Source organism: Streptomyces sp. NPDC043867 (genome assembly GCF_056435845.1).
In genome coordinates, this window is the sequence record NZ_JBWKDS010000045.1 from 1 (window position 1) to 25,749 (window position 25,749).

A 25,749-nucleotide genomic window follows, 5' to 3' on the forward strand; every position below is an offset into this window, starting at 1 on the left:
GGTGCAGTCCTAGACAGCTCCACCACACCGGAGGTCTTCGCCATGATCAAGCACCGGCGAGTGTCAACAACGCTCGTGATCAATACACCTAGGGCTCGGGCGGCGACCAGGGCCGCCCCTCCATGAGCTCGCCGAGGCCCGCCCAGGCGAAGTTCATGAGGGTCGCCGCCGCCTGCTTGGCGGAGACGCCCGGCGTGGCGTTGGCCCAGGCCGCGAGCGACTCGGCGGCACCGACGAGGGCTTCCGCGAGCCCTGCGACCTCGCGCTCGGCGAGCGAGGGATCCCGGTGCGCCTCCCGCGCGGCGATGACGATCAACTGGGTGACGAACGCGACGAGTTCCTCCCGCATCGCGGTGACCTCGGCGGCGAACGGCTCCCCGTGGGTACGGGCCTGCCGGTGCAGCACGGACCAGCCGTCGGGGTTCTGCGCGGTGTGCGTGAAGAACGCCCGCAGCCCTTCCCAGAGTTGACGGTCGGCGGCCAGCCCCGGCCGCACCCCCGCGCGCACCGCCGCGGTCAACGCCTTGGCCTCACGCCGGATGCACGCCGTGAACAGGTCTTCCTTGGAGTTCAGGTACAGGTAGACCAGCGGCTTGGACACGCCGGCCAGATCGGCGATCTCGTCCATCGACGCGGCCCGGTACCCCCGCTGACCGAAGGTCCGTACGGCGGCGTCGAGCATCTGCCGCTCCCGCACCGCACGCGGCATCCGCTTGTTCTTCACAGCACCCATACGGGCAAGCGTACGATCGGCCGCGCACGGCCGGGTGACGCGGAACGGAACGTCAGGAAGTCTGGCCCTGCGCGCCCCGGGCGGCGTCGTCGACGACGTCCTCCTGGTTGCGGTTGCGCTCCAGGTTGGCCTTGGCGCGGTCGACCCGGGCCACGACCTGCGCCGAGGCGCGGTCGCGCTCACCGCGGAGCACGACGAAGCTGATGGGCGCGGAGATCACCAGGGCGAGCAGGACGACCCACATGTAGTTGGAGTCGCCGAGGCCGCGCGGTGCGATGCCGGAGTAGACGAGGCCCCAGACGACCACGAAGCAGCCCGCGAAGATTCCAAGGCGCATCAGTGTGTAGCGGAGCATCTCAATCCACTCTTCCGTTCCGTGGGGCTCCCCCAGCTCGGCGGAGCCGAGAGAGCGGGGAAGTTCCCAAAGGGCGTTCTCCAGTGAAGCACGGCCGAAAGCGGATCTTTCGCCGGGGGTTCAGTTCCCGGTGAGGGCCAGCGGCAGCAGCATCGTGATGTCGTCCCGGTCGTCGCCCGGCGCGACCCGGATCGCGCCGGGCACCCGCCCGACCTCCTTGTAGCCGCAGGAGGCGTAGAAGTGCTCCAGGCCCTCGCCGCCGCGGCAGGTGAGCCGGATCGCCTCGATCCCGGGGAGGGACGCGGCGGCCTCCTCGGCGGCGGCCAGCAGATCGCGGCCGTACCCCCTGCCCTGGTGGCGGGGATGCACCATCACCGTGTAGAGCCACAGCCAGTGCCTCATCAGCCGGTGCGTGTTGAGGGCGAGGAAGGCGGTGGCGGCGACGGCGCCGTCCTCGTCGTGGCCGACGAGGAGGCGGGTGCGACGCTCGGTCATCGCGGCGAGGTGCTTGAGCCACTCGGGCCGGATGTCCTCGGCCGTCACGGGCGGTACGAAGCCCACGGAGCCGCCCGCGTTGGAGACGTCCGTCCACAGCGCGAGCACGCCGTCACGGAGCTCCGGGCCCACGGGCGGGTCCAGGCGGAAGGTCAGCGCCATCGCAGGGTCAGACCCGCATCGGCTGGGGGGACTCGCGGCGCGCCGGGTCGGGACCGTCGTACTCGCGGATGATCTCGTAGCGCGTGTTGCGCTCGACCGGGCGGAAGCCGGCGTCGCGGATCAGGTCGAGCAGGTCCTCGCGGGTCAGCTTGTTCGGCGTGCCGTAGTTGTCCGCGTCGTGCGTGATCTTGTACTCGACGACCGAGCCGTCCATGTCGTCGGCACCGTGCTGGAGGGCGAGCTGGGCGGTCTGCACACCGTGCATGACCCAGAACACCTTCACGTGCGGCACGTTGTCGAAGAGGAGCCGGGAGACCGCGAAGGTCTTGAGGGCCTCGGCGCCGGTCGCCATCTGCGTGCGCGCCTGGAGCCGGTTGCGGACCTTGCCGTCCTTCACGTCCACGAAGTCGTGCTGGTAGCGCAGCGGGATGAAGACCTGGAAGCCGCCGGTCTCGTCCTGGAGTTCACGCAGGCGCAGCACGTGGTCCACGCGGTGGCGCGGCTCCTCGATGTGGCCGTACAGCATCGTGCACGGGGTCTTGAGACCCTTCTCGTGCGCGAGGCGGTGGATGCGCGACCAGTCCTCCCAGTGGGTGCGGTGGTCCACGATGTGCTGGCGGACCTCCCAGTCGAAGATCTCGGCGCCGCCGCCGGTCAGCGACTCGAGACCGGCGTCGATCAGCTCGTCGAGGATCTCGGAGGCCGACAGCCCGGAGATGGTCTCGAAGTGGTGGATCTCCGTCGCCGTGAAGGCCTTCAGGGAGACCTCCGGGAGGGCCTTCTTCAGCTCGCTCAGGGAGCGCGGGTAGTAGCGCCACGGCAGGTTCGGGTGCAGGCCGTTGACGATGTGCAGCTCGGTGAGGTTCTCGCCCCGCATCGCCGTGGCGAGACGGACGGCCTCCTCGATGCGCATCGTGTACGCGTCCTTCTCGCCCGGCTTGCGCTGGAACGAGCAGTACGCGCAGGAGGCGGTGCACACGTTCGTCATGTTCAGGTGGCGGTTGACGTTGAAGTGGACGACGTCGCCGTTCTTCCGCGTCCGCACCTCGTGCGCGAGGCCGCCGAGCCAGGCCAGGTCGTCCGACTCGTACAGCGCGATGCCGTCCTCGCGGGTCAGCCGCTCACCGGCCCGGACCTTGTCCTCCAGCTCGCGCTTGAGCCCGACATCCATACGTGCACCTCTCCCTGTGACAAACCGTGTCCACGGTACTCCCCCGCACTTCGCGGGCGAGCGGCCCCCGTCAGGCGCTTCGCGCCCTACTCCTCCTCGGGCAGCTCACCGACGCGGTTCTCCCACTTCGTGGAGAGCACGATGGTCGTGCGGGTCCGGGAGACGCCCCTGGTGCCGGACAGCCGGCGGATGGTCTTCTCCAGACCGTCCACGTCGCTGGAGCGCACCTTGAGCATGAACGAGTCGTCGCCGGCGATGAACCAGCAGTCCTCGATCTCCGTGAGGTCCTTGAGCCGGCGCGCCACGTCCTCGTGGTCGGCGGCGTCGGAGAGCGAGATGCCGATCAGGGCGGTGACGCCGAGGCCGAGCGAGGCGGAGTCGACCGTCGCGCGGTAGCCGGTGATGACACCGGCGGCCTCCAGCCGGTTGATGCGGTCGGTGACGCTGGGTCCCGACAGTCCGACGAGGCGTCCCAGCTCCGCGTAGGAGGCCCGGCCGTTCTCCCGCAGGGCCTGGATGAGCTGTCTGTCCACCGCGTCCATGCGATCGGTAGCCTTCCGCTGAAGAGATCCTGAAAGTTGATGACGTGCTGTGCTCAGGTGGTGGAGCGGGAACCGCCGCCGAGTTCGCCCTCCCAGCGGCGGTAGAGCCCGTGCTCGACGCCCGCCGCGTCGAGGACCCGTCCGGCGACGAAGTCCACCAGGTCCTGGATGTGCGTGGCGCCCGCGTAGAACGCCGGTGAGGCGGGGACCACGGCCGCGCCCGCGTCGTCCAGCGTGACGAGATGCCGCAGTGTCTGCCCGTTCAGCGGGGTCTCGCGGACGGCGACCACCAGCCTGCGCCCCTCCTTGAGGGTCACGCTCGCCGCCCGCTGGAGCAGGTCCTTGGAGAGGCCGAGGGCGACTCCGGCGACGCAGGCGGTGGACGCCGGCACGATGATCATGCCCTTCGAGGCGTACGAGCCGGAGGACGGTCCCGCCGCCAGGTCACCGGCGCTCCAGTGCCGCACGGCGTCGAGGCGGTCCTCGAAGGCGTCGAAGGTGCCGGGCTTGCCGTCGGCGCCCCGCGCCAGCCAGGACCGCAGGTCGTCCCGCCAGTGCGCGTCCCGGAAGCTGATCCCGGTCTCGTCGAGCAGGGTGAGGCGGGAGGCCCGGCTGACGACCAGGTCGACGCTCTCCCCGGCGTCCAGGAGGGCGCGCAGCACGGCCGCCGCGTACGGGGTTCCGGACGCGCCGGACACCCCCACGATCCAAGGCCGCCGCTGTGTTTCTCCTGCGTTCACACCCCGAGCCTACCGGCGTCGCGGTATGGACTCAGGACCGGCGGCCCTTCGGGTCCACGGGCAGCCGGTCCGTGCGCAGCGTCAGCTTGCCCAGGGGCGAGTCGACGGTCAGATCGGCGCCGTACGGGACGACGTCACGACCGCGATAGCCGTCGGGGCCCGGGTTCCACATCGTCACGCAGTGGCCTTCGAGCGGGTCGACGACGAGATAGTTGGCGATGCCTCGGGAGGCGTACTGCCGGGGTTTGACCTCGTGGTCACGGCGGACGCTGCTCGGCGAGACCACCTCGACGACGAACTCGATCAGGTCGGCGGGGTAGGCACTCAGGTTCTCGTCCTCCGCCTCGACCGGGATGACGGCGAGGTCGGGGCAGAACTCGTTGTCGTCGTCGAACAGGAACGCCACGTCGCTGACGACGGCCCACCCGGAGGGCAGCTGCCCCTCCAGGTCCGACCACAACCGCTGGATGGTCTTTCCGTGGAACGGCTTGACCGGGTTCATCACGATGCTGCCCTCGACAATTTCCGTCAGGTAGCCGGGGAACATGTCCTCCAGCTTGCTGAGCTGTGAGTGCAGGCGGTCAAGGTCCGAAACCGTCACGGTGGCCTCCCAGGGGTCCTGCTCTCGATGGTAGGCCGCAGGGTAGCGACCCGGAGAGTTCACGGTGCCCTGAGACCAGGGCACCGTGAACGTAGGCCTGAAGAAGGAAGGGCTCGTCCATACCGAGATCGGCATGGGCTCCTTCGTCTCCCCCGGCGCCCCCGCCCTCATCAGGAAGGCCCGCGCCGACGACGTCAACGCGGGCTGAGGTGGCGCGGGCCGCCGGCTAGGGCCTGTCGTTTGGATCAGGCTGGCTGTGACCGACGGTTCGTCCTGACCGACCCGAGCGGGGTCTGGCGCGTGCAGCTGCAAGGCGGAGGAGGGAGTCGACGCGGAGCGTCGGCGACCGACGACAACGCCGCAGATGTGCGTGCCAGACCCCGCGACGCCAGCATGATCCAAACGACAGGCCCTAGACCGTGAGCCCGCGCATCAGCAGGTCCAGCAGGGCGCAGACGAACAGCGCGATGCCGATGAAGCCGTTGACTTGGAAGAACGCGCGGTCGAGCCGGGACAGGTCGTGCGGGCGCACGATGGAGTGCTCGTAGAGGAACGCGCCCGCCACGATCACCAGGCCGAGCCAGAAGAAGACACCGGCGCCGGTGGCCGCCCCGTACCAGACGAAGAGGGCGGTGGTGACGGCGTGACAGGCCCGGGCTCCCCGGATCGCGGCCGGGATGCCGAAGCGGGCCGGCACCGACTTCACGCCCACCTCGCGGTCCGTCTCGACGTCCTGGCAGGCGTAGATCAGGTCGAAGCCGCCGATCCAGACGCCGACGGCCAGGCCCAGGATCACCGCGTCCCAGGACCACTCGCCGGTGACGGCCAGCCAGCCGCCGATCGGGCCCATCGCCTGGGCGACACCGAGGATGGCCTGCGGGAAGTTCGTGAACCGCTTGCCGTACGGATAGACCACCATCGGGACGACCGCGACGGGGGCGAGCGCCAGGCACAGCGGGTTGAGCAGCGCCGCAGCGCCAAGGAAGAGGACGAGGGCGACCAGCGCGCCGGTCCAGGCGTGCTTCACCGACATGGCGCCGGTGACCAGTTCGCGGTGGGCGGTGCGGGGGTTGCGGGCGTCGATCTCGCGGTCGATGATCCGGTTCGCGGCCATGGCGAACGTCCGCAGCCCGACCATCGCGACGGTGACGAGCAGCAGCCGCACCCAGTGGATGTTCTCGTCCAGGCCGTACATCGCCGTCAGCGCCGCGATGTAGGCGAAGGGCAGGGCGAAGACGGAGTGCTCGATCATGACGAGGCGCAGGAACGCCTTGGTGCGCCCCGGCTGCGGGAGCGCCGCTGATGCGCTGCTCACGAGAGTCCGTACTCCTTCCAGCGGCGGTCGACCTTCGCCGCCGTCTCCGGGTCGGACAGCACCATCTCGGGCCAGCCGCCGTCCCGGGTGTAGCCCTCCTCGGGCCATTTCCGCGTCGCGTCGATGCCCGCCTTGCCGCCCCAGAACTGCTGGTACGAGGCGTGGTCGAGGTGGTCGACCGGTCCCTCGACGACGGTGAGGTCACGGGCGTAGTCCGTGTTGCCGAGGGCGCGCCAGGCGACCTCGTGCAGATCGTGGACGTCGCAGTCGGAGTCGACGATCACGATCAGTTTGGTGAGGGACATCATGTGGGCGCCCCAGACGGCGTGCATCACCTTCTGGGCGTGCTTCGGGTACTTCTTGTCGATCGAGACGATCGCGCAGTTGTGGAAGCCGCCCGCCTCGGGGAGGTGGTAGTCCACGATGTCCGGGACGATGATCTTGAGGAGCGGCAGGAAGAAGCGCTCCGTGGCCCGGCCGAGCGGCCCGTCCTCGGTCGGCGGCCGGCCGACCACGATCGACTGGAGCAGCGGCCTTCTGCGCATGGTGACGCAGTCGATCGTCAGCGCCGGGAAGGGCTCCTGCGGGGTGTAGAACCCGGTGTGGTCGCCGAACGGGCCCTCGGGGAGCATCTCCCCGGGCTCCAGCCATCCTTCGAGCACGACCTCGGCCTGCGCCGGCACCTGGAGCGGCACCGTCTTGCAGTCGACCATCTCGATCCGCTTGCCCTGCACGAACCCGGCGAACAGGTACTCGTCGATGTCACCGGGCAGCGGGGCGGTCGAGGCGTACGTCACGGCGGGCGGGCAGCCGAACGCGATCGCGACCGGCAGGCGCTCGCCGCGCCGGGCCGCCACCTGGTAGTGGTTGCGGCTGTCCTTGTGGATCTGCCAGTGCATGCCGATGGTGCGCCTGTTGTGGCGCTGGAGGCGGTAGAGCCCGAGGTTGCGGATGCCGCTCTCGGGGTCCTTGGTGTGGGTGAGCCCGAGGTTGAAGAACGAGCCGCCGTCCTGCGGCCAGGTGAAGAGGGCGGGCAGCGCGTCGAGGTCGACGTCGTCGCCGCGCAGGACGACCTCCTGGACGGGGGCGTCCTTCACCTTCTTCGGCGGTACGTGGGTCATCGCGCCGAGCTTGCCGAACGCCTCGCGCACCCCGACGAAGCCGTGCGGGAGCTCGGGCCTCAGCAGTCCGCCGATCTTGTCGCTGATGTCGGCGTACGACTTCAGGCCGAGGGCCTTGAGGAGGCGGCGGTCGGTGCCGAAGACGTTCATCGCGAGCGGCATCGCGGAGCCGCGCACGTTCTCGAAGAGGAGTGCCGGGCCCTGGGCCTTCTGGACCCGGTCGACGATCTCCCCGACCTCCAGATACGGGTCGACCTCGGCCTTGATGCGCTTGAGGTCGCCCTCGCGCTCCAGCGCCCGGAGCAGGGAGCGAAGATCGTCGTAAGCCATGCGTCCCAGTATCGCCGAGGCCCCTGCGCTCCCCGCGCGCGCCCCACCCGCCGCGGGCGGGCCCGCCCGCTCGGGCCCGGGGCAGCCCGCCCGCTCGGGCCCGGGGCAGCGCGCCGGGGCGGGCCTGCGCACCCGCTACCCTGTGGCCGTCACCGGGGCCCCGCGTCGCCCCGCCGCCGTTCAGTGGGGGATCGTCCGGCCATGCTGAGGTATCTGCCGTTCCTGTTGGTTCTGGCGCTGTGGATCTACGCGTTCGTCGACTGCCTGAACACACCGGAGGAAGAGGTCCGCGGGCTGCCGAAGGTCGTCTGGGTCATCATCATCCTGCTCTTCGGCGAGGTACTGGTCGGCCCGGTCGCCTGGCTCGTGGCCGGCAAGGTGCGTCACGTCCCCGCGAACGGCCCCACCCCCTCCCGGTGGCACGGCGACCACCGCACCCGGCAGCTCGCGCCCGACGACGACCCCGAGTTCCTCGACTCCCTGAAGGCCGGCGGGAAGCAGGACGAGGCACTCCTCAAGGACTGGGAGGCCGACCTGCGACGCCGCGAGGAGGAGCTGCGGCGGCGCGAGCGGGACGGGGACGCCAGGGAGTGACGCCCCGCGGGCGGTGACCCTGCCGCTCGCTTGCGCCGCGTGGGCGCCGGGTCAGGAATCGTCGCGCAGGACGAGCGCGAGAAGTCCCGGGAAGCGGGCGTCGAACTCGGCGCGGCGCAGGCGGTTGACGCGCTTGGCGCCCGCGTCGCGCTGCTCGACCAGACCCGCGGCGCGCAGGACCGTGAAGTGATGGCTGAGGGCCGCCTTGCCGACCGGCACGTCGAAGCTGCCGCAGCTGCGGGACCACTCGGCGGAGCCGGCCAGTTCGCGGACCAGCCGCAGGCGCACGGGGTCGGCGAGGGCCGCGAGGGCGCTCTGGACGGGGACGTCGTCCGGGTGGGTGTGCTCCGGGGCGGCCCGGTGACCGGTGCGCTCCGTCATGTCCGTCCGCCTTCCGGGGCCGTGCCCCCTTGCCGGGTGTTCGATGAGAACCATACACTTCGGAGTGTTCGCCCTTCGTCGAACAGTCGAGCGCTCACCAGGGGTGTGTCATGCGTGCGGTCCGGTTCCAGGAGTACGGCGGTCCCGAGGTGCTGAGGACGGTGGAGACACCGGTGCCCGAGCCGGGACCGGGACAGGTGAGCATCGACGTCGCGTACGCCGGCGTGAACTTCGCGGACCTCAAGGCGCGCGCCGAGGGTTACCGGGTGCCGGAGCTTCCCTTCGTCCCCGGGCTCGAGGTCTCCGGACGGGTCCGGGCCGTGGGCGCGGGCGTCGAGGGGCTGCGGGCCGGTCAGGAGGTCACGGCGCTGACGGACGGCGGCGCGTACGCCGAGGTCGCCGTGACCGACGCCGTGACCGTCTTCCCGGTCCCGGACGGCGTCGGACTGCGCACCGCCGCCACCCTGCCCACCGTGCTGCCGACCGCGTACGCCCTGATCCACTCGGTCGGCCGGCTCCAGCCCGGCGAGACGCTCCTCGTGCAGGGCGCGGCGGGCGGAGTGGGCACCGTGCTGGGCCAGTTGGCGCGGGCGGCGGGGGCCGGGGCGGTGTACGGGGTGGTGTCGGGCGCCGCCAAGGCCGCGTACGCCCGCGAGCACGGCTACGACGAGGTCTTGGTCGGCCCCTTCGAGAAGGAGGTGCGGGAGGCGACCGGCGGACGCGGCGTCGACCTGGCCCTCGACCCGGTGGGCGGCGACACCCTGCGCGCCTCGCTGGCCTCCCTCGCCCCCTTCGGACGCCTGGTCTCCTTCGGCAACGCGAGCTCCGCCGAGCCGTGGCGGCTGGGGCAGCCCGAGCTGTACCCCCTCGGCCTGTCCGTCTCCGGGTTCTCCGTCCTCACCCTCGCCCGCACGGCTCCGGCCGAGCTGCGCGCCCTCGCCGGGCGGGCCTTCCGCACGGTGGCGGACGGGTCGGTCACCCTGCCGGTGACGGCGGAGTTCGGCCTGGAGGAGGCGGCGCAGGCCCACCGGCTGATGGGCACCCGGACCAGCACGGGCAAGCTGCTGCTGCGGGTGAGCGGCTGAGACCGCGCCCCCGCGCCGTAAGCAGTTCCGTGTTCAGCCCTTCGTCGGACGTCCGTAGACCATCGGCGGACGCCCGGAAGGGGGGCCGTTCCCCAGACTGGGGCCACGACTACACGGGGAGGCGCGATGCGGGACATCGGTCGGGCACGGTTTCTGGGAATGGCGGCGGGGGCCTGCGCCGCGGTGGCACTGCCCGCCGGTCCGGCGGCCGGAGCGGCGGCCACGCGGCCGCCCGCGGACGGGGGCCCGCCGGGGCTGAGGTACCGGGGAGTGGTGTACGAGGTCGGGGAGGGCGAGACGCCCGGCACCGCCTGGAGCGCGGCGCGGATGCGCCGGGACATCCGGGCCGTCCGGCACGACCTGCACGCCGATTCCGTCAAGGTCACCGGAGACGGCGTCGAGCGGCTCACCGCCACCGCCGCCGAGGCGGCCGAACGCGGGCTGCACGTCTGGCTGGAGCCCACGCCGGCCGACGTGCCGCAGCGGGAGATCCTCGACCGGCTGGCGGAGACCGGCCGGTTCGCCGAACAACTGCGGCGCCAGGGCGCCGACGTGCACCTGAGCGTCGGCTGCGAGTTCGTCCTGTTCGTGCCCGGCATCGTGCCCGGCGCGACCGTCCTGGAGCGCGTCGAGAACCTGCTCAGCGGCAACTTCGACCCCGTGCGTACGGCACGCAGGCTGCGCCGCTTCACCGCGCGGGCCGCGGCCGTCGGCCGGTCCGTCTTCCACGGGCGGCTGACCTACGCCGCCGCCCAGGACGAGGACGTCGACTGGGACCTCTTCGACATCGCCGGCATCGACTACTACAGCTTCTTCCGGCGCCGCCGCGACCACGTACGGGAGCTCGCCGGGTACACCCGGTTCGGCAAGCCGCTCGCCGTCATGGAGTTCGGCTGCTGCACCTTCGAGGGCGCTCCGGAGCGGGGCGGCATGGGCTGGGACGTCGTCGACCGGACGAAGGAACCCCCGGAGATCGAGGGCGGCCTGGTGCGCAGCGAGCGCACCCAGGCGGCGTATCTGACGGACGTGCTCCGGGTGTTCGAGTCGATGAACCTGTACGCGGCGCACGCGTACACCTTCGTCACCCCCGACGCCCCGCACCGACGCTCGCCGCACCTGGACATGGACATGGCGAGCTACAGCATCGTGAAGACGATCGAGGACCGCCCCGGCGACCCGGCCTCCGGCCGGCACTGGGAGCCGAAGGAGGCCTTCCACGCCCTGGCCCGCGAGTACGGAAGGGCGCGGCTCCGCTGACACCTCTCTCCCCGCGGGGGAGAGTGGGCGCATGGAGCGCATCGATCAGGCACAGGCCCGGGCGTGGCTCGCCACCGCGGTCGCGGAGGCCCGCGCCGGGCTCGCCGAGGGCGGCATCCCCGTCGGGGCGGCGCTGTACGGCGCGGACGGCACCCTCCTCGGCCGCGGCCGCAACCGGCGCGTGCAGGACGGCGACCCGTCGCTGCACGCGGAGACGGCGGCCTTCCGCGCCGCCGGGCGGCAGCGGTCGTACCGCGGCACGACGATGGTGACGACCCTGTCGCCGTGCTGGTACTGCAGCGGGCTGGTGCGCCAGTTCGGGATCTCCCGCGTCGTCGTCGGAGAGGCGGAGACCTTCCACGGCGGCCACGACTGGCTCGCGGAGCACGGCGTGCGGATCGTCCTCCTCGACGACCCCGAGTGCGTCGCCCTGATGCGCGGCTTCGTCCGGAGCAACCCGGCCCTGTGGCACGAGGACATCGGTGCCTGAGCGCCGGACCGGCTCCCCCGCACGCCCCCAGGGAGCGGCCGTACCCGGTCATTTCCGGCCGGCCGGCAAAAGCGTTGCGTCGTCCGACGGACATCGCGCGCCCGACTCCGAAGCAACTCCCCTCTTTCCGCCCCGCTGCTGATACACCTCACCTCAGCCATGACAGGGACAGCGGCGGGACCGGTGGGGCCGGTGCCGCAACGGGGGGAGACGCGGTGCGCACAGGGCTGCACGGAGGGGCCGCGCTGTTCGGCACGGAGCCGCCCGGGCTCGCTCCACGCCTGGTCGGACTGCGCCCGTACCAGCACCGCTCGTCACCGCTGGAACATCCGCGCGAACTCCCGTTCGTGGTACTGGCGGGCGGCCGGGGGATCGGCAGGAGCGCGGTCCTGGACGAACTGCGGGACTGCTACCGGGGCCACACGCCGGTCGCGCTGGTCGACGGCGCGGAACGGCGGTCCGGCGAGCCGCCGCCGCAGCGGCCGCCCGCGTCCTGGTCGCCGGTCGCGGACGCCCTCACCACCGTCGCCGAGCAGCTCGCGGAGCCGGTGACGGGCGCGGGACGGATCATCTTCCCGCGCCTGGCGACCGGGCTCCTCGCCGTCGCGGCGGGCGGCTGGAGCGACCGCGACGTGACGCGCGTCCGGCGGGAGGCCGAGCGGATCCTGCTGCTGAACGACTCCGCCTCCCGGCTCGCCGGCCGCTGGGTCGGCAGGGTCGTCGCCCGGCTGACCGCCTCCATGCCCGGCACCGGCCCGGTCGTGGAACCGGTCATCGAGGCGACCCTGGAGGCCTTCTCGGAGGGGGTCTCCCCCACCCGTCTGCGCCTGCGCAAGGGCGCGACCTGGTACCGCGACCATCCGGACGCGGGCGGCAGCCCCCGGCTCGGGCTGATCCTGCTCTCCGGCCGCTTCCGGGCGGGCGGCGACTCCCGCACCCACGCCGAGCGCCACCTCGTACGGGCCCTGCTGGCCGACCTCGACGACGCGTACGCCGGACCGCTCCGGGGCACGCGTCGGATCGGCCGGCCCCTCGTCCTGATCGACAACGTGCAGGAGCCGCCGGGCCGCCGGCTCATGGAGGCGGTGCTGCGCGACCGCGCCGACGGCATCGCCGACCGCACCGCCTTCTTCGCCGCCCTGCGCGGCTCCGCGCACCCCGCGCTGCGAGGCGCCGTCCGCCGGACGCTCCCGGAGGTCGCCCGGCACAGCGGCTGGACGCCGGACACCTCCCCGTCCTCCCGCGCCCTGCTGGTCTCCCTGCCGCCGCCGTCACCCGGCGACGGGGACGGCGCCGGCGACCGGACGCCCGGGGGTCAGACCCCGGCGTAGGAGTGCTTGCCGGTGACAAAGATGTTGACCCCGTAGTAGTTGAACAGCCAGCAGGCGAAGGCGATCAGCGCGATGTACGCGGCCTTGCGGCCCTTCCACCCGGCCGTTGCCCGGGCGTGCAGGTAGCAGGCGTACGCGACCCAGGTGATGAACGACCAGGTCTCCTTGGGGTCCCAGCCCCAGTAGCGGCCCCACGCGTCGCCCGCCCAGATCGCGCCCGCGATGATCGTGAACGTCCACAGCGGGAACACCGCGGCGTTGACCCGGTAGGAGAACTTGTCGAGCGAGGCCGCCGCGGGCAGCCGCTCCAGCACGGAGGTCGCGAAGCGGCCGGGCTGCCCGCCGTTCGCCAGCTTGTCCTCGTACGAGTCCTTGAAGAGGTACAGCAGGGTGCCGACCGCGCCCACGTAGAAGACCGCGCCGCAGAAGATCGCGGTGGAGACGTGGATGTACAGCCAGTACGAGTGGAGCGCGGGGACCAGCTGGTCGCTCGCGGTGTACAGGACGGTGACGGCGAGCCCGAGGTCGAGCAGGACCGTCGTGACCAGCGGGAGGCCCAGCCAGCGGACGTTCTTCTTCAGCGCCAGCAGCGCCAGGTACACCCCGACGGCGACGGTGGAGAAGGTGATGTTGAACTCGTACATGTTGCCCCACGGCGCCCGCTCCACGGAGAGCGCGCGGGCGAGCACACCCGCCGCCTCGACGGCGAAGGCGAGCACGGTGAGGGACACGGCGATCCGGCCGTACAGGTCGCCCTGCTCGTCGCCGCCGTGCGCGCCGGGGCCGTCCGGGACGTCCCGGGCACCGGCCGCCGAGCGGACGACGACCTGGGGCCGGTCCAGGACGGCGGTGCCGCCGGCCGACTGCACGGTGACCGCGGGCGCCTGCGCGCCGCTCTTCTGCGTCAGCGCGGCGGCCGTGCGGCCGACCTTGCTGCGGCTGCCGAAGAGCCATTCGGCGATGTGGGCGAAGAAGGCCAGGGTGTAGACGGCCATCGCGGAGTAGATCAGCGTGTTGCTGACACTGGCGAGGTTCTCGTTCGTTGCGGCGGCGAGAGTCACTGCTTCTCAGCCCCTTCGGCGGCAGATACGGCGTGAGGTTCGGAGGTGTCCGGATCGGGCCCGGGGGTGGCGGGGCCGGGGGCGCTCGGCGCCCGGTCGTGCACGAGCGCCGCCAGGTCGCCGAGTTCCTCGGGGAGCTTCGCGGACTCGCTGCGGCCGAGGCCGGCCATCTCGACGACGGTCGCCCCGTCCGCCCCGGTGGTGGCGCGCACCCAGACGCGGCGGCGCTGGATGAACAGGGAGCCGGCGAGGCCGAGGATCGCGGTGACGGCACCGGCCAGCGCCCAGTCACTGCCGGGCTGCTGGGTGACCTGGAAGCCGGCCCACTCCTTGATCTCCTTGTCGAAGGTGATGGAACCGGCTCCGTCCGGGAGCTTCATGGTCTCGCCGGGCCGTAGCCGCTTCTTGAGGATCTGGCCCTCGGCGTCCTTGAACTGCTTCAGCTTCGAGGTGTCGAGCTGGTACACGTTCTGCGGGACGCCCGAGTCGACGCCCAGGCTGCCGTGGTAGCCGGACAGCGCGAGCACCGGGTAGTCGAGCGCCGGGAACTGGGAGAACATCGTGCCCTTGCCCGCACCGGCGAACGTCGGGACGAAGAAGGCGGAGAAGCCGAGCTGCTCCCTGACGCCCCGCGCGTTCCGGTAGCCGTCCATGACCTTGACCGCGCCCTGCGAGGTCACGTTGGAGTCGAGCGGCAGCAGCGGCACGGCCTGGTGGAAGACGACCTCGCCCCGGCCGTCCCGGACGGTGACCACCGGGGCGTAGCCGTGACTGACCAGGTAGACCTTCGAGTCGCCGATCTCCAGCGGCTCGTTGACCTTGACGGTGGTCCGCTTCTCCTTGCCGTAGGCGCCCTCGCGGTAGGTGAGGTCCGCCTGGTAGGTGCGGGGGGTGCCCTTGTTGGGCCCGGTCCGCTCGTACGTGCCGGTGAACTTCTTCAGGTCGAAGCTGAACGGCGTCAGGTCGTCGTTGTCGAAGAGGCTGCCGGACTTGAAGTCGTCGTACTGCAGGAGCGTGTTGGCGAAGCCGTCGCCCTCGACGACCAGCTTGTTGCCCTCGGACTTGAAGAGCTGGCCGCAGGCGAAGGCGACCAGCATCACGATCAGCGCGATGTGGAAGAGCAGGTTGCCGGTCTCGCGCAGATAGCCCTTCTCGGCGGCGACGGCGTCCCCGGCGACGTGCGCCCGGAAGCGGCGCTGCCTCAGCACCGTGAGCGCGGCCTCGCGGACCTGCTCGGGCCCTGCCTCGGTGCGCCAGGTGGTGTAGGCGGGCAGCCGGGTCAGCCGCCTGGGCGCGCCCGGCGGGCGGCTGCGCAGCTGCCCCACGAACTGCCAGGTGCGCGGCACGATGCAGCCGATCAGCGACACGAACAGCAGGATGTAGATCGCCGAGAACCACACCGAGCTGTAGACGTTGAAGAGGCCGAGCTTCTCGTAGAGGGGCCCGAGCGTGGCGTGCGCCTGCCGGAAGTCGGCGACCTTCGTCTCGTCGGACGCGGACTGCGGGATCAGCGAGCCGGGGATCGCCCCGAGCGACAGCAGGAAGAGCAGGATCAGGGCGACCCGCATCGAGGTCAGCTGACGCCAGAACCAGCGGGTCCAGCCGATCACCTCGCGGCCGGTCCAGGCGAGCCATCCGGCGGCGCCGGGAGCCCGGGTCCCGCCGAAGGAGCCGGGCACCACCGTCTCCGTGGGGGCGGTGGACAGCTGGGACCCGGCCGCGCCGAGGTCGCCCTCGGCGTCCGCACCGCCGTCGGCGGCCTTGCCGGTGTCGGTCGTGCTCATGGCTCAGATCCCTACCGTGAAGCCGTCGGACCAGGTCTGCATCTCCTGCACGATGCTGTCCCACGCGCCGGTCAGCAGGAGCAGCCCGGTCACGATCATCATGCCGCCGCCGATCCGCATCACCCACGCGTAGTGGCGCTTGACCCAGCCGAAGGCACCGAGTGCCTTGCGGAAGGCGACCGCGGCGAGGACGAAGGGGATACCGAGACCCAGGCAGTACGCCACGGTCAGTATCGCGCCCCGGCCGGCGCTCGCCTGGTTGATCGCCAGAGCCTGCACCGCGGCGAGCGTCGGGCCGATGCAGGGCGTCCAGCCGATCCCGAACAGCGCGCCGAGCAGTGGGGCGCCCACCAGACCGGCCACCGGCCTCTGGTGGAAGCGGAATTCGCGCTGGGTCATCCAGGGCATCAGCCCCAGGAAGAAGACGCCCATGAGGACCATGAGCACGCCGAGCACCTTGGACAGCGTGCCCTGGTGCTCGTACAGGGTGGAGCCGAAGAACCCGAAGAGCGCGCCGCCGGAGACGAACACCACCGTGAAGCCGAGGACGAACAGGCCCGCGCCCGCGGCCATCCGTCCCCGTCTGGCCTCAGCCAGGTCCGTGCCGCTGACCCCGGTGACGTACGACAGGTAGCCGGGCACCAGCGGCAGCACGCAGGGCGAGAAGAAGGAGACGAGGCCGCCGAGCACGGCGATCGGCAGGGCGGCCAGCAGCGCGCCGCTGTAGACGGTCTCGTTGCGGCCGGTGGCCTCGGCGAGAGTGGTGGCGAGGAGGGACACGTCGGATCACTTCTCCGCGAGGACCGGGGCGAGCATCTTGCGCAGCCTGTCCTCGCTGAGCGCCTGGAGCGTGCGGGACGCGACCTTTCCGTCCCGGTCGACGACGAGCGTGGACGGGATCAGCTGCGGGTTCAGCGTGCCCTTTTTGAAACGCAGCATCAGCCTGCCCGTCGGGTCGTACAGGCTGGGGTACGTGATCCCGTGTTCCTTCTCGAACGCCTTGGCGGCGGCGGTGCCGGGGTCGCGGGTGTTGATGCCGACGAACTGCACGCCCTGGCTCTTCGTGTCCTGGTAGACCTTCTCGAAGTTCTCGGCCTCGGCGCGGCAGGGTGCGCACCAGGAGCCCCAGATGTTCAGGACGACGACCTTGCCCCGGTAGTCGTCGACGTCGATCTGCTTGCCGTCGACGGTCTTGCCGGAGAGGTCGGGGACGGTGGCCCGCTCGCCCTTGGCCACGGTGTCGACGCCGTTCTTCCCCGCCACGAAGTTGGTGTTGCCCGATCCCCCGTGCGTGCCCCCGGAGCCGCACGCGGTCAGGACGAGGGCCGCGACCGCCGCCCCGGCGGTGAGCAGGGCGGCTCGGCTACGGGCGCGGTTCGCGCGGGGGAAGCGCTGACGGACACGGCAGGCGGCACTCATGTGAAAAGTTTCGCATGTCCGTTCCGGGGATCTTGCCCACCCCCCTTGCGGGCGGAAAACCGCATATCAGGCGGCCTTTCCGGCCCCCGCGGAAGACCCCTTGCCGGCCCGTTCGGCGAGCCCCTTCCAGCCGTCGGCCGGCTTCTGTCCCACGTCCAGCGACTGCAGGCCGGCCAGCACCTCGGGCCGCTGCACGTCCAGCCAGTCGACGAACTGCCGGAAGGAGACGAGCCGCACGTCACCGCCCTTCTCCTTCTCCCGCGCGATGTGCTTGAACGCCTTCTCGACGGCGTCCATGTAGATGCCGCCGTTCCACTCCTCGAAGTGGTTGCCGATGAAGAGGGGAGCCCGGTTCGTCTCGTACGCCCGCTGGAATCCCGCGATGTACGCCCCGGCGGACTGGGTGCGCCAGCCGGGATAGTTGTACGACGGCGCCTTCGTCGAGTTGACCGACTGGTTGGCGAGCATGTTGTAGTCCATCGACAGCACCTCGAAGCTGTGCCCCGGGAACGGGATCGCCTGCAACGGCAGGTCCCACACGCCCTGGGTCTTGCGCGGCCAGCGCTGACGGCCGCCGGGCGAGGAGGCGTCGTAGCGCCAGCCCAGCTCCCGGGCGGTGGGCAGCAGGTTGCTCTGGCCGAGCAGGCAGGGGGTGCGGCCGCCGACGAGCTCCTTGTCGTAGTCGAAGGGCAGTGACGGCAGGTCGGTCCAGCCCGTGTTGGTCCGCCACTCCTTCACGAAGGACTTCGCCTGGTGGATCTCGCTGCGCCACTGCCCGGGCGTCCAGTTGGCGACCGTGCCGTAGCCGGAGCAGAAGTGGCCGTTGAAGTGCGTGCCGATCTCGTGGCCGTCGAGCCAGGCGCGGCGGACGCCCTTGAGCGTCATCCTGATGTGCTCGTCGGTCAGGTAGCCGATGTCGGAGGCGCCCGGCGCGTTGTTCGGCGGCAGGTAGAGGCGCTTCTTCGACTCGGGCAGCAGATAGAGCCCCGACAGGAAGAACGTCATGTGGGCCTGGTGGGCCCCGGCGAGGTCGAGGAAACGCTCGAAGAGACCGGTCCCGACCTCGCCGGCACCGTCCCAGGAGAAGATCACGAACTGCGGCGGCGTCTCACCGGGCTCCAGCGGCACGGGCCGGCCGGGCTGCCTGGGCTGCTTGCCGGTGAAGGCGGTCGACCCGTCACCCAGGGGACGCGCGGGGGCCTTGGGGGCACCGGGATCCCCGCTGCGGGAACCGCTCGGGGTGCTGCCGCCCTCTTCGTGAGCGGTACCGCAGGCGCCGAGACCCAGCGCGGCCGCGGCACCCGCCCCCATTCCGATCATTCCGCGTCGGCTGACGTCCCGCATATCGTCCCCATTTCGTCGCACCCTCTCAGCCGGCTCTCAGCCGGCATCCCATGAGAGGGGGCGACGAAGACGGGGGTTCCGCCTTACACGCACATATTTATATTATTTTACGAAGATGACCTCGAATGATGTGATGATGCACGCTTTGTGACGGTGTGTACGCAACGCCCCCGCCGGGCCGGACGGCTCCAGGCCCCTCGGGCGTCCCCTTCTAGGCTCCGAAAGCCTTGCTTTGCCCCTGCACCGGCTTGGCCCCGGCGAGGAGATGAGCGGGCACCAGATCCCGCGCGGGCTCGCTGTAACCCACCGAGACGATCCTGTCGCCGCGGTAGGTGAAGGTCGTCAGCGAGGCCAGCGTGCACTGCCGCTTGCGCGGGTCGTGCCACAGCCGCCGCCGCTCCACGAAGGACCGCAGGATCCAGATCGGCAACTGGTGGGACACGCACACCGCTTCATGCCCGCGCGCCGCGTCCCTGGCGGCGTCCAGCGCCCCCATCATCCGCACGACCTGCTCCACGTACGGCTCACCCCAGGACGGCTTGAAGGGGTTGACCAGGTGCTTCCAGTTCTCCGGCCGGCGCAGCGCACCGTCCCCGACCCCGAAGGTCTTGCCCTGGAAGACGTTCTCCGCCTCGATCAGCCGCCCGTCGGTCGCCAGGTCCAGCCCGTGCGCCTTGGCGATGGGCGTCGCGGTCTCCTGCGCCCGCTCCAGCGGCGAGGCCACGACGTGCGTGACGTCCCGCGCGGACAGGTGCTCGGCGACCCGGTCGGCCATCCGCCGCCCGAGGTCCGACAGGTGGTAGCCGGCCAGCCGCCCGTACAGGACCCCCTCCGGGTTCTCGACCTCACCGTGCCGCATCACGTGCACGACGGTGAGGTCACTGTTCTTCCGCTCGGCTCCCGTGCCGGTCATGCCGTGGCCTCCGCCGCTGCCCGTGCCGCCGCCGGAAGGGCGTCGGCGATCCGCTGAACCGCCCGCTCGTCGTGCGCCGTGGAGACGAACCACGACTCGAACGACGAAGGCGGCAGATAGACGCCCTGCGCGAGCAACGAGTGGAAGAAGGCGGTGTACCGGAAGGACTCCTGCGTCTTCGCGTCCTCGTAGTTCCGCACCTCCCGCCCGGTGAAGAAGACCGAGAACATGTTGGACGCGTTCTGCAGCCGGTGCGCCACGCCCTCCTTGGTGAGCGCCTCGGTCACCAGCGTGCGGATCTGCAGGGACACCGCGTCGACCGTCTCGTACGCGGCGTCGTCCAGCAGCCGCAGCTGCGCGAGTCCGGCGGCGGTCGCCACCGGGTTCCCCGACAGCGTGCCCGCCTGGTAGACCGGCCCCGCCGGAGCGAGGTGGCCCATGACGTCCGCCCGCCCGCCGAACGCGGCGGCCGGGAACCCGCCGCCCATCACCTTGCCGAAGGTCATCAGGTCGGGGCGGACCCCGTCCACCCCGTACCAGCCGGCCCTGCTCGTCCGGAACCCGGTCATGACCTCGTCGGAGATGTACAGCGCGCCGTTCTGCGCGCAGGCGTCCTTCAGCCCCTGGTTGAACCCGGGACCCGGCGGCACGACGCCCATGTTCCCGGGCGAGGCCTCCGTGATGACGCAGGCGATCTCACCGGGGTGCGCCCGGAAGGCGGCGTGCACGGCGTCGAGGTCGTTGTACGGAAGGACGATGGTGTCCCCGGCCTGCGCGCCGGTGACGCCCGGGGTGTCCGGCAGGGCGAAGGTCGCCAGCCCGCTGCCCGCGGCGGCCAGCAGCGAGTCGACGTGCCCGTGGTAGCACCCGGCGAACTTGATCACCTTGGCGCGCCGGGTGAACCCGCGCGCCAGACGGATGGCGGACATCGTCGCCTCGGTCCCGCTGGAGACGAGGCGCACCTGCTCGACCGGCTCGACGCGCGCGACGATCTCCTCGGCCAGCTCGACCTCCCCCTCCCCCGGCGTACCGAAGGAGGTGCCGCGCGAGACGGCCTCCTGGACCGCGGCGACCACCTCGGGACGGGCGTGCCCGAGAATCATCGGCCCCCAGGAACAGACGAGGTCGACGTACTCCCTCCCGTCGGCGTCGGTCAGATAGGGACCGCTTCCGGACACCATGAAACGGGGCGTACCGCCCACGGCGCGGAACGCGCGCACGGGCGAGTTCACACCGCCCGGTGTCACGGCAGCCGCACGGTCGAAAAGAGTCTGCGAAACTGGGGCTTCGTACTGATAGGTCACACAAGCCATGGTGTCAGAGGCCGCGAAGATCCTGCGGACAGGTGTTTCAGCCCACGTTTCGCCGAGCGGCCGTGGGGGAGGTCACTGACACGATGATCGGGTTGCGCGGCGGGGGTCGCGCGGCCTAGAAAAGCAGTCGGGTGGAGATATGCATCGCGGTGGCGGACTGGGCGAGGGGACCGATGACCTCGGTCCTCGGCGTGCCCGGCGGGGGAGGCACCGGCGCGAGGCGGAGGAAGCCGCCGAGTCACGGCAGGCACAGGCACAGGGTTCACAGGGTTCACAGGGCGAGCCTGAGCGGATCGAGCAGTCGGCCCGTATGGACGGTATGGACTACACGGACCGTGGGGCAGACCGGCTCAGGGCAGGGAGCGGGAATGGTGGCCGGGTGGGGGTGACGTACAAATACTTCGGCGCGCCCGACGGCGCGACGGCAGCGCGGGTCCCGATCTCGATGCGCCCCGAGGAACTCGGCGGTGACGAGCTCGGGATGAACGGCATGTTCACCAAGATCAAGCCGGAGACGATGGCCGCGATGGTCCTCACCGGCATCGAGGGCGTACCCCTGCACAAGGTGCCTCCGCTGGAACTCGTCGTCCTCCACCCCGACTACGCCGTCGTCAAACTCCCCATGACGGTCGTCGACCCGCTGCGCGGCATAGGCGAGGAAGCGGTGGGTGCGGCCGCCTTCATCTGGTCGACGGTCCCGGACCGCGGAGGCCCCCGCGACGCGTTCAACGTCTATCAACTGCTGCACGAGTGGCAGGACTTCAGCCACCGGTTGCATGAGGCGGGGCATCAGCCTTATTGCCTTGTGTGGCCGTGACCTGGAGCGTCGTGGGGTGCGAGCGGGGTTTTCGGACTCCGCCCTTTTCACGTCCCCGCCGGAGGGCGTCAGGCGGCCAGGACACATTCGCGCATCGCCAGGCCGAGCGGATCGGGTAGCCGGCCTGGCCACCACTTTCGGTCACGCCGAAGGGGGAGCTGTTCACGCACCCATTCAGGATCGGGGTTGGTGTGTGGCCGACCCGCTACGACGACGGTCGGCACGGTCTCGTTGCCGTCGTTGACCGCCCTCACCGCTGCGGCGGCTGCCGGGTCGCGCCAGTTGTTGACCCAGTGGGACTGGCGGGCGCTGCGGCCCAGCCGGACGCGCAGTCGCAGGCAGTACGTGCAGCCCGGCCGCCAGTAGACCACCGGCCGACCGTCGACCGCGCTGCGGCGCTGTGCCTCCAGCGCACCGATCGACCCCGGGAAGATCAGGGGGAGTTCACGCCGGCGAGCGCCAAGAAGGTTCAAGCCGAGCCCGGGACCTGTGCGCTGCCCCACGTCCTCGGGGTCCGGCAGCCGTGACCGGCGCCTTCGGCCCGAAGGCTCCTCTTCGCGCCGACAATATCTGTGCCGGCGATATAAGAATTGGCCGTAACACGCCGTGAGGATTTCACGTCCGCCCGGCTGAAGGGAATTACTTAGCGTGCATGCCGGGGGCGGACGTGCTACTGTCGGTCAAAGTTGAAGTTGTGATTCCCAAAAATTCAAGCGCCCCCGGCGGCTCGAACGCGCCGGGTGGGAAGTGCTTTTGTATTTCCGGTCATTTCCGGACGGGGCCAATCATCGCGACAACACGGAGTCCGCACAGTGCGAATTCCGGGAATGCCCCGAAGGAGATTTGACATGGCTACTGGTACCGTGAAGTGGTTCAACGCGGAAAAGGGTTTCGGCTTCATCGAGCAGGACGGTGGCGGCGCTGACGTCTTCGCCCACTACTCGAACATCGCCGCCCAGGGCTTCCGCGAGCTGCTGGAAGGCCAGAAGGTGAACTTCGACATCGCGCAGGGCCAGAAGGGCCCGACCGCCGAGAACATCGTTCTCGCCTGACGCGACGCTCACTTCGCAGCTGGGGCCCGCACCTTGGGGTGCGGGCCCCGGCTCGTTGCCGCTCGCTCCTGGAGCGCGGCGGCCGTGCATGAAATCCTCCCTCCTGCCGTGGAATCTTCTCCACGACACGGTTTGAGGACTGTTATCCAAAAGGCGCAGGCCCCGGGTTTCTCTCCGCGGCTGGATTCGCCTCCGTTTTTCACTGGGCGCGTCCCTGCGATTCTCCGTGCTGCTTTTCATGCCGGGAATTCCTTGATGCGTGCCGCGTCATGGAAGGTCCCCTTGAACCGCACTCGTACGAACACCCGCTCCACCACCGCCCGCAATCGCGCCGGTGCCGCCGCCGCGAGCAGGGGCGGCGCGCGCTTCGGTACGTCCTACGCCGGCCGCAGCGGCTCCAGCCCGTCCGGCCGCTCCGGTGGCCCGAGCCGCTCGAGCGCCCCGAGCCGTTCCGGCGGCTACGGACGCCGGTCCGCCCCGCAGGGCGAGTTCGCACTGCCGGTGACCGTCACCCCCGCACTTCCCGCCGTCGAGGCGTTCGCCGACCTCGACATGCCGGCGCCGCTGCTGGCCGCGCTGACCGCGGAGGGCATGACCACCCCGTTCCCCATCCAGGGGGCGACCCTGCCGAACTCCCTCGCCGGCCGTGACGTGCTCGGCCGTGGCCGCACCGGCTCCGGCAAGACGCTCGCCTTCGGCCTCGCCATGCTGGCCCGCACCGCCGGCCGGCGCGCCGAACCCCGCCAGCCGCTGGCCCTGGTCCTCGTGCCCACCCGTGAGCTGGCCCAGCAGGTGACGGACGCGCTCACCCCGTACGCCCGTTCCGTGCGGCTGCGGCTGACCACGATCGTCGGCGGCATGTCGATCGGCCGCCAGGCCGGCGCGCTGCGCTCCGGCGCGGAGATCGTCGTCGCCACCCCCGGGCGCCTGAAGGACATGGTCGACCGCGGCCACTGCAGCCTGGACCAGGTCGCCGTCACCGTCCTCGACGAGGCCGACCAGATGACGGACATGGGCTTCATGCCGCAGGTCACCGGCATCCTGGACCAGGTGCGTCCCGACGGGCAGCGGATGCTGTTCTCGGCGACCCTGGACCGCAACGTCGACCTGCTGGTCCGCCAGTACCTGTCCGACCCGGTGGTCCACTCCGTCGACCCGTCGGCGGGCGCGGTGACCACCATGGAGCACTACGTCCTCCACGTGCAGGGTGCCGACAAGCAGCGCACGACCACCGAGATCGCGGCCCGCGACGGCCGCGTGATCATGTTCCTGGACACCAAGCACGCGGTGGACCGGCTGACCGGGCACCTGCTGGAGAACGGCGTCCGCGCCGCGGCCCTGCACGGCGGCAAGTCCCAGCCCCAGCGCACCCGCACCCTGGCCCAGTTCAAGACCGGGCACGTGACGGTGCTGGTGGCCACCAACGTCGCGGCACGCGGCATCCACGTCGACGACCTCGACCTCGTGGTGAACGTGGACCCGCCGAGCGACCCCAAGGACTACCTGCACCGCGGCGGCCGTACCGCCCGTGCCGGCGAGTCCGGCAGTGTGGTCACCCTGGTGACGCCCAACCAGCGCCGCGAGATGAGCCGCCTCGTGACCGCCGCGGGCATCGTCGCCCACACGGCGCAGGTACGGTCCGGCGAGGAGGAGCTGAACCGGATCACCGGTGCCCAGGCCCCGTCCGGGATCCCCGTCGTCATCACCGCCCCGCCCGCGGAGCGCTCCCGGCGCAGCACGTCCTCGTCGCCCCGTGGCCGCCGGAGCCGTACCGGCCAGGACGGCCGCATCCAGGGCGCGCGTGCCGCACAGGCTCCGCGCCGGTCGTCGGCCCAGCGGCCGCCGGCCGCCTTCGACGCGGCCGCCTGAGGTTCCTCGTGTGCCGGCGGACGTGCTCGTCCGCCGGCGGGCGCGGTCGTCCGTCATCCCCTCTTCGCAGGAGACACCTTTGACGCTGGTTGACACACAGTCGCGACCGACGGATTGCGCCGTCGGGCATACGGCCGCCCCCCAGGAGGCGTCCGCACCGCACGTCCGTGACGACATGACCGTCGAGGTCGCCCTGTCCGTCATGGCGAGTGCCCGTACCGGCCATCTGCTCATCTGCGACGAGGACGACCAGCTCACCGGCCGGGTCACCCGCGCCCAGCTCACCACCGTCCGCGAGAGCCCCGGTTACACGGACCGGGTCCGCCTGCGGGACGTCTGCGAAGACCACGCGAGCCGCCCGGGACACCCGGGCCCCGCATGCCAGGGAGACCGCGGGGACCGCGGAGCGACCCCGGCCTCTCCGACCGCCCGGCGTCGCCCGGGCGGACCGTTCTCCTTCTCCCTCTCCCTGTGAGGCCCTCATGCGCTGCATCATCGCCCGTTTCCCGTTCGACCTCTCCAAGGCCTCCGTGCTGGAATCGATGAAGGGCGTCAAGCCCGAGCCGATCACGGGTGAGTCCGTGATCGTCGGCCGCCGGCACTACCCCGTCAAGCAGGTGGGCCAGGTCGTCACCCGGCAGGACCGCCGCGACTTCACCGCCGCCGAGGTCACCCGTGCCATGACCCAGCTCGGCTTCACGTGCCGTCCCTACCTGCCCGAGGTTGCGCCCGAGAGCGCCCTCTCCCCGTTCCAGAACGCGTCGGTACTGCTGGGTGCCCCCGCGGCCGTGTGACCCGGACAGCACAGCGATGAGGGCCCCGCCGGCATGTGCCGGCGGGGCCCTCATCGCTGTGCTCGGGCGGCTCAGTGGTCGGAGTAGCTGAAGTCGCCGACCGTCCAGGCGGTGACGTCCTGGATCGCGACGCGGTACATCCCCCCCGTCTCGGGGATCCCCATGGTGCCCTGCAGGATGCGGGCGACGTGGAAGTGCAGATGGGTGGGCTTCTCCCCGGGGCCGGAGGGGCTCTGCTCCTCGCCCCCCGTGAAGATGGCGGAGAACGGGCCCAGCTGGTCCGAGTCCACCAGAACCTCCGCCACCCGCTGTCGCCATACGGCCTCGGGGGCCAGCCGGCCGGTGATGACAGCGCCGCCGGAGACCACGGTCAGGGACATCTGCGTGCTTTTCTCGGCCTCCACCAGGGCGGCGATGCCGATGAGGAGTTCGTCAGGGTTCGACATGAGTGCGGATTCTATGCAGCGGCCCGGCCGCGCCCCACCCTGGACCGGCGAAAACGTGCACGCCCCACAAAACCGGGGCCGCGGGCTCGCCAAAATCTACCCTGGCGGGAGTAGACATTGCCCGGCTGCCTGGCTACGATTTCTTGCGTAGTCACAGTCGAGCAAGACCCGGCAGACACGAACTGCCTGGTAGTCGTACCGGTTTTGGCACATGCAAGATCCAGTGAACGGACG

General features: G+C 71.0%; 29 protein-coding genes and 1 pseudogene. 11 read left to right on the forward strand and 19 right to left on the reverse strand.

The window, feature by feature from the left end:
* Positions 1 to 88: 88 nt before the first annotated feature.
* The 7 genes from AC069T_RS32205 to AC069T_RS32235 form a co-directional block, all read right to left on the reverse strand.
* Entirely contained in the window at positions 89 to 733 is a 645-nt protein-coding gene (locus tag AC069T_RS32205; RefSeq protein WP_478786107.1) for a TetR/AcrR family transcriptional regulator, read from the reverse strand.
* A gap of 52 nt (positions 734 to 785) precedes the next feature.
* The gene (locus AC069T_RS32210; RefSeq protein WP_478786108.1) at positions 786 to 1,088 is read right to left on the reverse strand and encodes a DUF4229 domain-containing protein; all 303 of its coding nucleotides are present in this window, start codon (positions 1,086 to 1,088) and stop codon (positions 786 to 788) included.
* Between the two features lie 120 nt (positions 1,089 to 1,208).
* Positions 1,209 to 1,745 (reverse strand): N-acetyltransferase family protein, encoded by a 537-nt coding sequence (locus AC069T_RS32215; RefSeq protein ID WP_478786109.1) that lies wholly within the window; start codon positions 1,743 to 1,745, stop codon positions 1,209 to 1,211.
* A gap of 7 nt (positions 1,746 to 1,752) precedes the next feature.
* Entirely contained in the window at positions 1,753 to 2,916 is a 1,164-nt protein-coding gene (gene mqnE / locus AC069T_RS32220) for an aminofutalosine synthase MqnE (protein ID WP_358850988.1), read from the reverse strand.
* Positions 2,917 to 3,002: 86 nt separating this feature from the next.
* Positions 3,003 to 3,458 carry an Lrp/AsnC family transcriptional regulator gene (locus AC069T_RS32225; protein WP_358850989.1) on the reverse strand — a complete coding sequence of 152 codons (456 nt, stop codon included), beginning with the start codon at positions 3,456 to 3,458 and terminating at the stop codon, positions 3,003 to 3,005.
* 53 nt (positions 3,459 to 3,511) lie between these two features.
* The gene (locus tag AC069T_RS32230) at positions 3,512 to 4,198 is read right to left on the reverse strand and encodes a UbiX family flavin prenyltransferase (RefSeq protein WP_478786110.1); all 687 of its coding nucleotides are present in this window, start codon (positions 4,196 to 4,198) and stop codon (positions 3,512 to 3,514) included.
* A gap of 31 nt (positions 4,199 to 4,229) precedes the next feature.
* The gene (locus tag AC069T_RS32235; RefSeq protein WP_478786111.1) at positions 4,230 to 4,799 is read right to left on the reverse strand and encodes a Uma2 family endonuclease; all 570 of its coding nucleotides are present in this window, start codon (positions 4,797 to 4,799) and stop codon (positions 4,230 to 4,232) included.
* A gap of 85 nt (positions 4,800 to 4,884) precedes the next feature.
* On the opposite strand from AC069T_RS32235, the gene AC069T_RS32240 reads away from it, so the two are divergent.
* Positions 4,885 to 5,007 (forward strand): hypothetical protein, encoded by a 123-nt coding sequence (locus AC069T_RS32240; protein WP_478786112.1) that lies wholly within the window; start codon positions 4,885 to 4,887, stop codon positions 5,005 to 5,007.
* A gap of 204 nt (positions 5,008 to 5,211) precedes the next feature.
* On the opposite strand, the gene mqnP is transcribed toward AC069T_RS32240, so the two are convergent.
* Together mqnP and AC069T_RS32250 are read right to left on the reverse strand one after the other, a co-directional pair.
* Entirely contained in the window at positions 5,212 to 6,114 is a 903-nt protein-coding gene (gene mqnP, locus AC069T_RS32245; protein WP_476753550.1) for a menaquinone biosynthesis prenyltransferase MqnP, read from the reverse strand.
* The gene (locus tag AC069T_RS32250) at positions 6,111 to 7,565 is read right to left on the reverse strand and encodes a menaquinone biosynthesis decarboxylase (RefSeq protein WP_478786113.1); all 1,455 of its coding nucleotides are present in this window, start codon (positions 7,563 to 7,565) and stop codon (positions 6,111 to 6,113) included. The genes mqnP and AC069T_RS32250 overlap by 4 nt, the downstream gene beginning before the upstream one ends.
* 201 nt (positions 7,566 to 7,766) lie before the next feature.
* Between AC069T_RS32250 and AC069T_RS32255 the strand changes: the two genes are divergently transcribed.
* A complete protein-coding gene (locus AC069T_RS32255; protein WP_478786114.1) occupies positions 7,767 to 8,159 on the forward strand; it encodes a PLD nuclease N-terminal domain-containing protein in 393 nt (130 codons plus the stop codon).
* Positions 8,160 to 8,210: 51 nt separating this feature from the next.
* Here AC069T_RS32255 and AC069T_RS32260 read toward each other — a convergent pair whose 3' ends face one another.
* Complete coding sequence (locus tag AC069T_RS32260) at positions 8,211 to 8,540, reverse strand: ArsR/SmtB family transcription factor (protein WP_478786115.1); 330 nt, start codon at positions 8,538 to 8,540, stop codon at positions 8,211 to 8,213.
* Between the two features lie 110 nt (positions 8,541 to 8,650).
* On the opposite strand from AC069T_RS32260, the gene AC069T_RS32265 reads away from it, so the two are divergent.
* The 4 genes from AC069T_RS32265 (at position 8,651) to AC069T_RS32280 (ending at position 12,703) form a co-directional block, all read left to right on the forward strand.
* Positions 8,651 to 9,625 (forward strand): quinone oxidoreductase family protein, encoded by a 975-nt coding sequence (locus AC069T_RS32265; protein ID WP_478786116.1) that lies wholly within the window; start codon positions 8,651 to 8,653, stop codon positions 9,623 to 9,625.
* A 126-nt stretch (positions 9,626 to 9,751) separates the two neighbouring features.
* Positions 9,752 to 10,882 carry an abortive phage infection protein gene (locus AC069T_RS32270; RefSeq protein WP_478786117.1) on the forward strand — a complete coding sequence of 377 codons (1,131 nt, stop codon included), beginning with the start codon at positions 9,752 to 9,754 and terminating at the stop codon, positions 10,880 to 10,882.
* Positions 10,883 to 10,913: 31 nt separating this feature from the next.
* Positions 10,914 to 11,372: a nucleoside deaminase gene (locus tag AC069T_RS32275; RefSeq protein ID WP_478786118.1), complete on the forward strand. Its 459-nt coding sequence runs from the start codon at positions 10,914 to 10,916 to the stop codon at positions 11,370 to 11,372.
* A 215-nt stretch (positions 11,373 to 11,587) separates the two neighbouring features.
* Complete coding sequence (locus tag AC069T_RS32280) at positions 11,588 to 12,703, forward strand: hypothetical protein (protein WP_478786119.1); 1,116 nt, start codon at positions 11,588 to 11,590, stop codon at positions 12,701 to 12,703.
* Here the strand turns inward: AC069T_RS32280 and ccsB are convergent.
* The 7 genes from ccsB to hemL form a co-directional block, all read right to left on the reverse strand.
* Positions 12,688 to 13,764 (reverse strand): c-type cytochrome biogenesis protein CcsB, encoded by a 1,077-nt coding sequence (gene ccsB / locus AC069T_RS32285; protein ID WP_478786120.1) that lies wholly within the window; start codon positions 13,762 to 13,764, stop codon positions 12,688 to 12,690. The genes AC069T_RS32280 and ccsB overlap by 16 nt on opposite strands.
* Positions 13,761 to 15,548 (reverse strand): cytochrome c biogenesis protein ResB, encoded by a 1,788-nt coding sequence (gene resB, locus AC069T_RS32290; protein WP_478786121.1) that lies wholly within the window; start codon positions 15,546 to 15,548, stop codon positions 13,761 to 13,763. Before resB ends, ccsB begins: the two co-directional genes overlap by 4 nt.
* A 3-nt stretch (positions 15,549 to 15,551) precedes the next feature.
* Entirely contained in the window at positions 15,552 to 16,328 is a 777-nt protein-coding gene (locus tag AC069T_RS32295) for a cytochrome c biogenesis CcdA family protein (RefSeq protein ID WP_476753558.1), read from the reverse strand.
* Positions 16,329 to 16,334: 6 nt separating this feature from the next.
* Positions 16,335 to 16,967: a TlpA family protein disulfide reductase gene (locus AC069T_RS32300; RefSeq protein ID WP_478786122.1), complete on the reverse strand. Its 633-nt coding sequence runs from the start codon at positions 16,965 to 16,967 to the stop codon at positions 16,335 to 16,337.
* A 66-nt stretch (positions 16,968 to 17,033) separates the two neighbouring features.
* Positions 17,034 to 18,311, reverse strand: a complete 1,278-nt coding sequence (locus tag AC069T_RS32305) for a polysaccharide deacetylase family protein (protein WP_478786123.1) — start codon at positions 18,309 to 18,311, stop codon at positions 17,034 to 17,036.
* 211 nt (positions 18,312 to 18,522) lie between these two features.
* Positions 18,523 to 19,224, reverse strand: coding sequence for a histidine phosphatase family protein (locus AC069T_RS32310; RefSeq protein ID WP_478786124.1), 702 nt, complete (start codon positions 19,222 to 19,224; stop codon positions 18,523 to 18,525).
* Positions 19,221 to 20,537 (reverse strand): glutamate-1-semialdehyde 2,1-aminomutase, encoded by a 1,317-nt coding sequence (gene hemL, locus AC069T_RS32315; protein ID WP_388788104.1) that lies wholly within the window; start codon positions 20,535 to 20,537, stop codon positions 19,221 to 19,223. The genes AC069T_RS32310 and hemL overlap by 4 nt, the downstream gene beginning before the upstream one ends.
* Positions 20,538 to 20,916: 379 nt before the next feature.
* Between hemL and AC069T_RS32320 the strand changes: the two genes are divergently transcribed.
* A complete protein-coding gene (locus tag AC069T_RS32320; RefSeq protein WP_003974483.1) occupies positions 20,917 to 21,354 on the forward strand; it encodes a hypothetical protein in 438 nt (145 codons plus the stop codon).
* Between the two features lie 155 nt (positions 21,355 to 21,509).
* Here the strand turns inward: AC069T_RS32320 and AC069T_RS32325 are convergent.
* Positions 21,510 to 21,820: pseudogene (locus AC069T_RS32325) on the reverse strand (glutaredoxin domain-containing protein); the annotation flags it as partial.
* A 382-nt stretch (positions 21,821 to 22,202) separates the two neighbouring features.
* Here AC069T_RS32325 and AC069T_RS32330 point away from each other — a divergent pair.
* From AC069T_RS32330 to AC069T_RS32345, 4 genes are all read left to right on the forward strand, one after another.
* Positions 22,203 to 22,406: a cold-shock protein gene (locus AC069T_RS32330; protein ID WP_003974279.1), complete on the forward strand. Its 204-nt coding sequence runs from the start codon at positions 22,203 to 22,205 to the stop codon at positions 22,404 to 22,406.
* 282 nt (positions 22,407 to 22,688) lie between these two features.
* A complete protein-coding gene (locus tag AC069T_RS32335; RefSeq protein WP_478786125.1) occupies positions 22,689 to 24,275 on the forward strand; it encodes a DEAD/DEAH box helicase in 1,587 nt (528 codons plus the stop codon).
* A 175-nt stretch (positions 24,276 to 24,450) separates the two neighbouring features.
* Positions 24,451 to 24,750 (forward strand): CBS domain-containing protein, encoded by a 300-nt coding sequence (locus AC069T_RS32340; protein WP_478786126.1) that lies wholly within the window; start codon positions 24,451 to 24,453, stop codon positions 24,748 to 24,750.
* A 7-nt stretch (positions 24,751 to 24,757) separates the two neighbouring features.
* Complete coding sequence (locus AC069T_RS32345; protein ID WP_478786127.1) at positions 24,758 to 25,069, forward strand: SCO5918 family protein; 312 nt, start codon at positions 24,758 to 24,760, stop codon at positions 25,067 to 25,069.
* 71 nt (positions 25,070 to 25,140) lie between these two features.
* Here the strand turns inward: AC069T_RS32345 and AC069T_RS32350 are convergent, their stop codons facing one another.
* Entirely contained in the window at positions 25,141 to 25,515 is a 375-nt protein-coding gene (locus AC069T_RS32350; protein WP_358851015.1) for a hypothetical protein, read from the reverse strand.
* Positions 25,516 to 25,749 lie beyond the last annotated feature (234 nt).

Excerpts from the sequence above, each read along its gene's own strand:
- AC069T_RS32205 (WP_478786107.1), bottom strand. The coding sequence starts at position 733 with ATGGGTGCTGTGAAGAACAAGCGGATGCCGCGTGCGGTGCGGGAGCGG.
- AC069T_RS32210 (WP_478786108.1), bottom strand. The coding sequence starts at position 1,088 with ATGCTCCGCTACACACTGATGCGCCTTGGAATCTTCGCGGGCTGCTTC.
- AC069T_RS32215 (WP_478786109.1), bottom strand. The coding sequence starts at position 1,745 with ATGGCGCTGACCTTCCGCCTGGACCCGCCCGTGGGCCCGGAGCTCCGT.
- mqnE (WP_358850988.1), bottom strand. The coding sequence starts at position 2,916 with ATGGATGTCGGGCTCAAGCGCGAGCTGGAGGACAAGGTCCGGGCCGGT.
- AC069T_RS32225 (WP_358850989.1), bottom strand. The coding sequence starts at position 3,458 with ATGGACGCGGTGGACAGACAGCTCATCCAGGCCCTGCGGGAGAACGGC.
- AC069T_RS32250 (WP_478786113.1), bottom strand. The coding sequence starts at position 7,565 with ATGGCTTACGACGATCTTCGCTCCCTGCTCCGGGCGCTGGAGCGCGAG.
- AC069T_RS32255 (WP_478786114.1), top strand. The coding sequence starts at position 7,767 with ATGCTGAGGTATCTGCCGTTCCTGTTGGTTCTGGCGCTGTGGATCTAC.
- AC069T_RS32260 (WP_478786115.1), bottom strand. The coding sequence starts at position 8,540 with ATGACGGAGCGCACCGGTCACCGGGCCGCCCCGGAGCACACCCACCCG.
- AC069T_RS32265 (WP_478786116.1), top strand. The coding sequence starts at position 8,651 with ATGCGTGCGGTCCGGTTCCAGGAGTACGGCGGTCCCGAGGTGCTGAGG.
- AC069T_RS32270 (WP_478786117.1), top strand. The coding sequence starts at position 9,752 with ATGCGGGACATCGGTCGGGCACGGTTTCTGGGAATGGCGGCGGGGGCC.
- AC069T_RS32275 (WP_478786118.1), top strand. The coding sequence starts at position 10,914 with ATGGAGCGCATCGATCAGGCACAGGCCCGGGCGTGGCTCGCCACCGCG.
- resB (WP_478786121.1), bottom strand. The coding sequence starts at position 15,548 with ATGAGCACGACCGACACCGGCAAGGCCGCCGACGGCGGTGCGGACGCC.
- AC069T_RS32300 (WP_478786122.1), bottom strand. The coding sequence starts at position 16,967 with ATGAGTGCCGCCTGCCGTGTCCGTCAGCGCTTCCCCCGCGCGAACCGC.
- AC069T_RS32305 (WP_478786123.1), bottom strand. The coding sequence starts at position 18,311 with ATGCGGGACGTCAGCCGACGCGGAATGATCGGAATGGGGGCGGGTGCC.
- AC069T_RS32310 (WP_478786124.1), bottom strand. The coding sequence starts at position 19,224 with ATGACCGGCACGGGAGCCGAGCGGAAGAACAGTGACCTCACCGTCGTG.
- hemL (WP_388788104.1), bottom strand. The coding sequence starts at position 20,537 with ATGGCTTGTGTGACCTATCAGTACGAAGCCCCAGTTTCGCAGACTCTT.
- AC069T_RS32330 (WP_003974279.1), top strand. The coding sequence starts at position 22,203 with ATGGCTACTGGTACCGTGAAGTGGTTCAACGCGGAAAAGGGTTTCGGC.
- AC069T_RS32340 (WP_478786126.1), top strand. The coding sequence starts at position 24,451 with ATGACCGTCGAGGTCGCCCTGTCCGTCATGGCGAGTGCCCGTACCGGC.
- AC069T_RS32345 (WP_478786127.1), top strand. The coding sequence starts at position 24,758 with ATGCGCTGCATCATCGCCCGTTTCCCGTTCGACCTCTCCAAGGCCTCC.
- AC069T_RS32350 (WP_358851015.1), bottom strand. The coding sequence starts at position 25,515 with ATGTCGAACCCTGACGAACTCCTCATCGGCATCGCCGCCCTGGTGGAG.